Origin of the sequence: Photorhabdus heterorhabditis (assembly GCF_018448905.1) — a bacterium.
GTDB classification, from domain to species: Bacteria; Pseudomonadota; Gammaproteobacteria; order Enterobacterales; family Enterobacteriaceae; genus Photorhabdus; species Photorhabdus heterorhabditis.
Window position 1 is genome coordinate 1 of the sequence record NZ_RCWA01000202.1, and the last position, 273, is coordinate 273.

Below are 273 nucleotides of genomic sequence, written 5' to 3' on the forward strand. Positions count from 1 at the left end.
CTCAACGACTTTGCCGCTTCACGGCATTACGGCTGAGTTTATTACTGGCTTTGGGCGGGATTTCACTCACCGCACAGGCGGCGATGGTGGCCGATGGACAGGCGCCGGGTCATCAACAACCGACCATTATTTCCAGTGCCAACGGTACCCCGCAGGTCAATATCCAGACCCCCAGTGCTGCCGGGGTGTCGCACAATACTTACCGCCAGTTTGATGTCGATAAACACGGGGTTATCCTCAATAACAGCGCAAAAGCAACCGAGACCCAGCTGG

Annotated in this window: 1 protein-coding gene; it reads left to right on the forward strand. The window is 56.0% G+C overall.

What is annotated here, in order from left to right:
• Positions 1–273: filamentous hemagglutinin N-terminal domain-containing protein (locus EAE89_RS23295; protein WP_244866764.1), on the forward strand; the 273-nt coding region annotated here is incomplete at both ends.